This is a genomic window from Nocardia sp. NPDC005978, from assembly GCF_040614455.1.
Lineage (GTDB): Bacteria > Actinomycetota > Actinomycetes > Mycobacteriales > Mycobacteriaceae > Nocardia.
In genome coordinates this window covers 1-8300 of record NZ_JBEXUS010000189.1, presented here as the reverse complement: position 1 = coordinate 8300, position 8300 = coordinate 1, and the positions used below count along the sequence as shown (strand labels likewise).

The 8300-nt window shown below is 70.7% G+C and carries 8 protein-coding genes; 3 read left to right on the top strand and 5 right to left on the bottom strand.

The features are described 5' to 3' along the window. Both ABZ319_RS39290 and radA read left to right on the top strand, forming a co-directional pair. A partial coding sequence (locus ABZ319_RS39290) for a hypothetical protein (protein ID WP_354991676.1) occupies positions 1-184 on the top strand: 184 nt, incomplete at its 5' end. 9 nt (positions 185-193) lie between these two features. Then, positions 194-1585 (top strand): DNA repair protein RadA, encoded by a 1392-nt coding sequence (gene radA / locus ABZ319_RS39285; RefSeq protein ID WP_354991675.1) that lies wholly within the window; start codon positions 194-196, stop codon positions 1583-1585. 640 nt (positions 1586-2225) lie between these two features. On the opposite strand, the gene ABZ319_RS39280 is transcribed toward radA, so the two are convergent. After that, positions 2226-2894: a hypothetical protein gene (locus ABZ319_RS39280; RefSeq protein ID WP_354991674.1), complete on the bottom strand. Its 669-nt coding sequence runs from the start codon at positions 2892-2894 to the stop codon at positions 2226-2228. Between the two features lie 521 nt (positions 2895-3415). Continuing rightward, positions 3416-4039, bottom strand: a complete 624-nt coding sequence (locus ABZ319_RS39275) for a carbonic anhydrase (RefSeq protein ID WP_354991673.1) — start codon at positions 4037-4039, stop codon at positions 3416-3418. Between the two features lie 130 nt (positions 4040-4169). On the opposite strand from ABZ319_RS39275, the gene ABZ319_RS39270 reads away from it, so the two are divergent. Continuing rightward, positions 4170-5039 carry an A/G-specific adenine glycosylase gene (locus tag ABZ319_RS39270; protein ID WP_354991672.1) on the top strand — a complete coding sequence of 290 codons (870 nt, stop codon included), beginning with the start codon at positions 4170-4172 and terminating at the stop codon, positions 5037-5039. A 222-nt stretch (positions 5040-5261) separates the two neighbouring features. Here the strand turns inward: ABZ319_RS39270 and ABZ319_RS39265 are convergent, their stop codons facing one another. From ABZ319_RS39265 to ABZ319_RS39255, 3 genes are read right to left on the bottom strand one after another with little or no spacing between them, the layout of a single operon-like run. Further along, on the bottom strand, positions 5262-6140 hold the full coding sequence (locus ABZ319_RS39265) for a metal ABC transporter permease (protein WP_354991671.1): 879 nt from the start codon (positions 6138-6140) through the stop codon (positions 5262-5264). Next, complete coding sequence (locus ABZ319_RS39260; protein ID WP_354991677.1) at positions 6137-7072, bottom strand: ATP-binding cassette domain-containing protein; 936 nt, start codon at positions 7070-7072, stop codon at positions 6137-6139. The genes ABZ319_RS39265 and ABZ319_RS39260 overlap by 4 nt, the downstream gene beginning before the upstream one ends. Before the next feature lie 46 nt (positions 7073-7118). Next, entirely contained in the window at positions 7119-8093 is a 975-nt protein-coding gene (locus ABZ319_RS39255; RefSeq protein WP_354991670.1) for a zinc ABC transporter substrate-binding protein, read from the bottom strand. Between the last annotated feature and the right edge of the window lie 207 nt (positions 8094-8300).

Here is an 8300-nt window from a genome sequence, read left to right as displayed (position 1 = left end):
GCTCCGATTCCGGAGCGGGGCGCGGTCGTCCGCGGGCCCGGGTGATCCGGGTGTGCCCTGCGGTGATTCGGGGGTGCGCCCGGTGGATTCGGGGTGTGCCGCCCGGGTGATCCGGGGTGTGCCCGCCGGTGATTCGGCCGCGCCGATGGCGTGGCCGCGCGGTTCTGTCGGGGTCGATCCGTAGGCTGCGCGCGTGGCCAAGGTGAAATCGCTGTATCGGTGCGCTGCGTGCTCGAACGAGGTCGCCAAGTGGGTGGGGCGGTGCCCGGCGTGCGAGGGCTGGGGCACCATCGAGGAAGTGAACGGCGCGGCCGCCGCGGCCGTGGGGGTGGGGCGGCGGGCCATGCTGCCCAGCACGGCCGCCACGCCGATCTCGGCGATCGATTCCAAGCACACGCAGTCGCGCAGCACGGGCGTGTCCGAGCTGGACCGGGTGCTGGGCGGCGGCATCGTGCCCGGGTCGGTGGTGCTGCTGTCCGGGGAGCCCGGGGTCGGGAAATCGACGCTGCTGCTCGAGGTTTCGCACCGCTGGGCGCGGGCCCGCGACGAGATCGCGCTGTACGTGACGGCCGAGGAATCGGCCGGGCAGGTGCGGCTGCGGGCCGACCGCACGGGCGCGGTGCACGAAAAGGTCTACCTGGCCGCGGAATCCGATCTGGCCACGATTCTCGGGCATGTCGAGCAGGTGCGGCCCACGCTGCTGGTGGTCGACTCGGTGCAGACCATGCTGGCCGCGGACGCGGACGGGGTGATCGGCGGTGTCACCCAGGTGCGCACGGTGACCGCGGCGCTCACCTCGCTGGCCAAGGCCACCGGCATCGCCGTGCTGCTGGTCGGGCACGTCACCAAGGACGGCTCGGTCGCGGGTCCGCGCACGCTCGAGCATCTGGTGGACGTGGTGCTGCACTTCGAGGGCGACAAGCACACCTCGCTGCGCATGGTGCGCGGCATCAAGAATCGTTTCGGCAGCACCGACGAGGTGGGCTGCTTCGAGATGAAAGAGGCCGGAATCGCCTGCGTGGACGACCCTTCCGGGTTGTTCCTGCATCATCGCGGCACCGCGGTGCCCGGTACCGCGGTCACCGTGGCGATGGACGGCAAGCGCCCCATGCTCGGCGAGGTGCAGGGTCTGACGGTCGACACCGCCGTGCCCGCGCCCCGGCGCGCGGTGAGCGGGCTGGACTACAACCGCGTTTCCATGGTCCTGGCGGTCCTGCAGAGCCGCTGCGGGGTCTACGTGGGCAAGCAGGACGTCTACGCGGCCACCGTGGGCGGTATGCGGCTCACCGAGCCCGCGGCCGATCTGGCTGTCGCCCTTGCCATTGCGAGCGCGAGTCAGGACCGGGCGCTGCCCAGCGGGATGGTGGTGCTCGGCGAGGTCGGGCTGGCCGGGGAGGTGCGGCAGGTCACCGGGCTCACCCGGCGGCTGGCCGAGGCGGAGCGGCTCGGGTTCACCGAGGCGCTGGTGCCGCCGGGGGTGGATCGCGCGGGACGCAGCATGACCCTGCGCGAGGTCGCCGATCTCGGTGCGGCGCTGTCCATGTGCGGCTTGCGGCCGCGCCGCCGTGCGGCCGCGCAGGCCTGAGCGCGGACCGCTCCGCCGCCCCCGGCGGCGGTGTGGAAATCGCATAACACCCGCGTGGCGCACAGGCGTGTCGGCGTAAGGGGCCTTGACTCCTGTCGGGGACGTATCTCACCGCATTGCCACCCGCATTCGAATGCCGGAGCGATTCGCAATTTCGCGATACCGCGCCGCGCGCATCCGGCTGTGGAGACCTGTGGATCGTTCGGCGCGGGACGATTCGCGGGGATCGCGCCGAATTCCGGCTACCGGCGCGCAGATGATCAAACGACCGTTTCCGGGCCCGCAATTGCGGCCCGGAATCGTTCGGATTCTGCGGGCGAACACAGCCCGACTCATAGCGTTCGGCATCCGGTGATATCACGAGTGCATCGACGGATCCGGTGGCCGATTCGAAATGGCGCGCGGAATTCGCCTCGCGCCGATTGTGCAATTCACCGAAAATGGGTGTGGGCGCTCGTTATCCGGCAGCATCGCGCCGAAACTCGTGCGGCACAGCGCGGATTGCGGTGCCTCGGCCCGAACGCGCTGTGCCGCCGGGGAAACGCGCCGCGCATGCCAGGAAACGCGCTGCGCCCCTGCCGGAACGGCGAAGGCCGGAACCGCCTGGCGGTTCCGGCCTTCGAAGCGGGGGTGCTGGGGATCAGGCGATATTGAAGGGCTCCGGTGCGCTGCGCACCGAACCGAGTTGGGCGACAACGGTGTAGGGACCCGCGGGCACCGGTATCCGCTCGCCCGCGCAGCCGGGCTGCGAGGACTGCGCGGACCAGGTGACGGTGAAGGCCGCCTGCTGACCCGGGCTGAGCGTGCGCATGTCCGGGGTGCCCTCCGGATAGCAGTCCGTGCTGGACCACAGCCGGCGCTGGCCGTCGAGCGACTGCACCGACACCAGTTGCAGGCCCGAACCCATGTCGCGTTCGCAGGCGCCGCTGGAGATGTTGGTGATGACGATGCCGAAGACCGGCTGTTCCCCGGCCTTGTAGGTGGGCTGGCCGACATTGACCTTCACGGCCAGCGATTGGTCGGGGCACTGACCCGCGGGCGCGCCGGCGGGTGCGGCGCTGGGAGCCGCGCTCCCGGCGGGTTTGCTCGTCTCGGGCGCGCCCGACGTCGGGCTCGCAGCGCTCTTGCTCGGGGACGCCTGGGCGGTGGTCGTGGCTTCGCCCTCGGCCTGCTTATCGTCGCCACCGCCGCGCACCAGGGCGAACGCCACCCAGATGACCAGCGCGAGAGCGACCACCACGGCACCGATCGCGATCAGGCGACGGCGCCAGTAGATTTCCGGCGGCAGCGGTCCATTCGGTTCCAGCACGCTGACAACGGTAAGGGCACCGTCGGGCGCATCCGGCGCAGGGTCTCGGCGTGTCGGAGCTGAAAAGGGCCGCACCACAGGTAGATTTCCCCGGCTCCGGAACGCCCGTTCGGGCCCGATCTCCGCGAATACCCTTGCCCGCCCGAACTTCCGGCGCACCGACCGTCCCGTTTGCCGCCCCGTCAACCCCCGGCAACCTCCTGGTGCCCGTGTCGACCGATCTGCCCCATTCCGGCCGCCTCTCCCGCCCTGCCGCACCGCCCCGCGCCCGGCCCGCCTCGGGAAGTCCTCGACGTCCTTCGATGCCCGGCCCGCCCGATGGCGGAGACGCATCCCCACCGGCCCGGCCCGATATCGTCTCCCCCTTTCGGCAACGCGCCTCGACAGTCGTCGTCACTCGTGGTGGAAGGTGCCTTCCGGCAACGGCCCGACCGTCGTCTCCGTGCCCGGAGATCCCTCCCCGCAACGGGTCCGGGCCCCGCTGCGTTCGGCAGCGGGGCCCGGGAGATTTCAGCGAGAAGCTAGACGACCTCGCCGATGTTTCCGATGACGCGGTGCAGCTTGATCTGCCCTTCGCCGAGGTTGTAGGTGACGCAGGCGATGGCGCACTCGCCCGCGGCCACGCGCTCGGAGATGATCACCGAGCGCTGCATGAGCAGGCGGGCGGTCTCCTCCACGTGGCGGGCTTCGAGCTCGTCGACGGACTCCAGGCCGTCGCGGCGGCCCAGCAGGATGGACGGGGTGACGCGTTCGACGACGCTGCGGATGAATCCGCCGGGGACGTTGCCGTGATCGAGGGCGTCGATGGTGGCGCGGACCGCGCCGCAGCTGTCGTGGCCGAGCACCACGATGAGCGGCACGTTCAGCACGTGCACGCCGTACTCGATGGATCCCAGGACCGAGGAATCCACGACGTGACCGGCGGTGCGGACGACGAACATGTCGCCGAGGCCCTGGTCGAAGATGATTTCGGCGGCCACGCGGGAGTCACCACAGCCGAAGAGAATCGCTTGGGGCTGCTGACCGGCCACGAGCTTGGCTCGGTCGGCTGCGCCTTGGCTAGGATGCTGCAACGTGCCGTTGACAAAGCGCTCGTTGCCCTCACGCAGGGACTTCCAGGCACTGATCGGGTTGGAATGCGGCATGTGTCCCATTTTGCATACGACATCGGTTACTGGCGAGTCCGCGACGTTACGGTCCGGCAACCGGCCACTGACCGCAGGACCGCCCGGGCGGTGAGCCCGCGGCGCGGATCGGAACGACGGCGGACGGCTGATGACAGTGGACAGTGACGTATTGATCGACTGGTACCGGGACACCGCCCGGGACCTGCCGTGGCGGCGGCCGGGGGTCACGGCCTGGCAGATTCTTATGAGCGAAATCATGCTCCAGCAGACCCCGGTGGTCCGCGTGGAGCCCATCTGGCGCGAGTGGGTGGCGCGCTGGCCGGTGCCCTCGGCCATGGCCGCCGCGCCGCAGGGCGATGTGCTGCGCGCGTGGGGCAAACTCGGCTATCCGCGCCGGGCGCTGCGCCTGCACGAGTGCTCGCGGGTGCTCGCCGAGCACCACGGTGACGAGGTGCCCGCGGATGTCGAGGTGTTGCTCGGCCTCCCCGGCATCGGCGCGTACACCGCCCGCGCGGTCGCGTGCTTCGCGTACGGGCAGCGAGTTCCGGTGGTGGACACCAACGTTCGGCGCGTGGTCGCCCGCGCGGTGCACGGCCGCGCCGAGGCGGGCAACCCCGCGGCCCGCGATCTGGGCGAGACCGAGGCGCTGCTGCCGGTGAGCGTGCCCCGCGCGGCGATCTTCTCCGCGGCGATCATGGAGTTGGGTGCGACCGTCTGCACCGCCCGCACCCCCGACTGCGCCCGCTGCCCCCTGCCCGCCTGCGCCTGGGTGGCGGCGGGCCGCCCGCCCTCCGACGTGGTCCGCAAGGTGCAGAAGTTCGAGGGCACCGACCGCCAGGCCCGCGGCCGCCTGCTCGACGTGCTGCGCGACGCGACCGGCCCGGTCGAACAGACCCGCCTGGACCTGGCCTGGACCCGCGATCCCGGCCAGCGCGCCCGCGCGCTGGATTCGCTCCTGGTCGACGGCCTGATCGAGCAGACCGCGGACGGCCTGTTCGCGCTGGCGGGCGAAGGCTGAGCAACTCCGGGGTCACCCGAAAAGCGCTGTGCGGCACGCATTCCTCCCGGGACGGGACGAGGGGGCGTTCGCCCCGGGAGGGATGCGGCGGGCGCGATCTACAGCCCCTCACGCGGTAGATCGCGGGCATGGGTTACCCCGATGGCGAAGATCGAATCCTCGGCGGGGCAGGGGCGCGCGTTCCGGGCGAACCCGAGTTCATGATCGTGAACGCGCGGCGGATCAGGCGGGCACGAGCTCGCGGCGGCGGTTGCGGGTGCGCGAGCCGACGATCCGGCAGATCAGGTAGATCGTGAACGAGATGGTGGTGACGAAGGTCGACACCGGCACGCCGGGGGCGAGAGAGAGCAGAATCCCTCCGACGGCAGCGATTTCGGCGAACACCACGGCCAGGACGGTCGCGCGCACCGGACTCGCGGTGAGCTGGCAGGCCGCCGCGGCGGGCGTGATGAGCAGCGCCAGCACCAGCAGCGCGCCCACGATCTGCACGCCGAAGGCCGCGGTGATGCCCAGCAGCACCGCGAACACGATGGACAGCGCGCGCACCGGAACCCCGCGCGCCACCGCCACTTCCGGGTCCGAGCTGGCGAACAGCAGCGGGCGGTAGATCGCGGCCAGCACCACCAGCACCCCGACGGTGCAGGTGGCCAGCAGGGTGAGCCCGTTGTAGCCGACGCTCACCACCTGGCCGGTGAGCAGCGAAAATTTCGAGCCGGCGCGTTCGGGGCCGAGCCACAGGAACAGCACGGACAGGCCGAGGCCGAAGGACAGCACCACCGCGATCACCGAGTCACGTTCGCGCGCACGCGAACCCAGCACGCCGAACAGCACCGCCGCCACCACCGACCCGGCGATGGCTCCGAGTCCGACGCCCACCCCGGCGAGCAGCGCCGCGGCCGCGCCGGTGAGCGAGAGTTCGCTGGTGCCGTGCACCGCGAAGGACATCTGCCTGCTGATGATGAGCGGGCCGATGGCCCCGGCCAGCAGTCCGAGCAGCGCCGCGGCCAGCACCGCCTGCTGGACGAAGTCGTAGCCGAGCAGGTGTGCGGTGGTGGAGAAGTCGAACATCTTGCCGAAGACGTCGGCGAGTTTGTCGATCACTTGCGGCCCTCCGGACGCTGTTCACCGTGGCAGTGCGCTCCGGCCGCGCCGAGGGCGTCCATGGCGTCGCCGGTGCCGACCACGACCAGTCGCCCGCGCACCCGCAGCACCTCGACCTCGGTGCGGTACAGCTCCGAGAGCACCGCGGTGGTCATGACCTCATCGGGGGTGCCGATCCGGAATTTGCCGTCGACCAGGTACAGCACCCGATCCACCAGCGGCAGAATGGGATTGATCTCGTGGGTCACGAACAGCACGGCGGTGTCGCTGGTGCGGCGGCGCTTGTCGATGAGTTCGGAGACCAGGCGCTGATTGGCCAGGTCCAGCGACAGCAGCGGTTCGTCGCAGAGCAGCACGCGCGGGTCGCCGGCCAGCGCCTGGGCCACGCGCAGGCGCTGCTGTTCGCCACCGGAGAGGGCGTCGATCGGCGCGTACGCGAACTTCTCCGCGCCCACGGCCGCGATCGCCTGTGCCACTTTGCGTTTGCGCTCGGCGCGCCCGCGCAGCCCCAGACCCCAGCGGTGCCCGTCCACGCCGAGCCCGACCAGGTCGACCCCGCGCAATTGCGCCCCGGCGTCCATGGTCTTCTGCTGCGGGATGTAGCCGATATCCGAGTTGCCCACGCGGGTGGGCGCTCCCGCGATCTCCGCGCTGCCCGCGGACAGGGGGACCTGTCCGAGCAGCATCTTCAGCAGCGAGGTCTTGCCGGACCCGTTGGGTCCCAGCACCGCGATGAATTCACCGGGCGCGACCTCGAGGTCGAGGCCCTGCCACAGGGTGCGGTCGCCGTACGATAGGCGCGCGTTCGAGAGCCGTACCGCGGGAGTGGTGTCCGGGACTGCGGCGGAACGGGTTTCGGGCAGGGGGGAGCGTTCGGGCGCGGGGGCGGCGCTCGAAGATTGCCGGGTGACCCGTTCGGTGGGCTCGGTCAGCGCGACTCCCTCGGTCGGTGCGGCGGTAGCGGGCATGGGCCGGGACCTAGGCGAGCGCCGCGGCGAGTGCCTCGGCGTTGCCGGTCATCCACCGAATGTAATCCAGGCCCTGCGGCAGGGTTTCGGTCACCTCGACGATGGCGATGCCGTTGGCCTGCGCGGTGGCGCGCATGTCCTTGGTGGTGCTGTCCTCGGTCTGGATGTTGTAGACCAGGGCGCGAACCTGCTTGGCCTTCAGCAGGTCTCGCACCGCGGCGACGTCGGCGGGCGAGGGATCGGTGCCCTGCTCCACCGATTCCTGGAAGGACTTCGGCGTGCGGTCGTCGGCCTTGGCGGCGAGCAGCAGGTAGTAGGCCAGCGGCTCGGTCTGCAGCACCGGCTGGTTCGGGTGTTCGGCGGCGATCTTGGCGGTGATGGCCTCGACGCCCGCGAGCTGTGTGCCGAAGGCGGCGGCGCGGTCGGCGTAGGCCTGCCTGTTGGCCGGGTCGAGTTCGCCGAGGGATTCGGCGATGTGCTCGGCGACGTGCGCCGCGACATGGGCGTCGTACCAGACGTGTTCGTTCGCGCCGTCGTGGTCGTGCGAGTGGCCGTGTTCGTTGCCACCGCCGCTGCCGTTGCTGACGGGAGCCTGGCTCGGCCCGGCCTCGCCGGTGGCGTGCTCGCCCTCCTCGGCGATCTCGACGGCGTTCACGTTGCGCTTGTTCTTGCCGGAGATGGCCTTGTCGATGAACTCGTCGTAGCCGCCGCCGTTGTAGACGATCAGGGCCGCGTCGCTGATCTGGGCGGCCTGGACGGCGGTGACCTCGTACGAGTGCGGGTCGGCGGTGGGGTCGGAGATGAGTGATTCGACCTTGATGTCGGGTCCGGCGACGGCCTGGGCGACGCTGCCCCAGACGTTCGTCGACGCCACGACGGTGAGCGCGCCGGAATCGGTCTTCGAGGTGCCGCAGGCGGTCAGGGTGGCCACGGCGCCCAGTCCGGCGGCCACGACCGCGAATCCTCTGGCATAGCTGTTGCGCACGCGAACCACTCCTGAAGCTGCCTAACAAAAACGAAAACGATTGCCAATAAAATGTAACCCACGAATCCGCGACCCGACGAATTCCGACCGGTAGGTGTGGTGCGCACCACGCACCCGTCGCGGACGACACCGCTGCCCGTTCCCGAGGCGAGCGCGGCGACAGCGGGCTCCACCCTCACGAGTCCGGCCCCCGCGAACGATAGTTCG

Coding starts and splice junctions, on each gene's coding strand:
- ABZ319_RS39275 (WP_354991673.1), bottom strand. CDS start 4,039: ATGCCGCATTCCAACCCGATCAGTGCCTGGAAGTCCCTGCGTGAGGGC.
- ABZ319_RS39270 (WP_354991672.1), top strand. CDS start 4,170: ATGACAGTGGACAGTGACGTATTGATCGACTGGTACCGGGACACCGCC.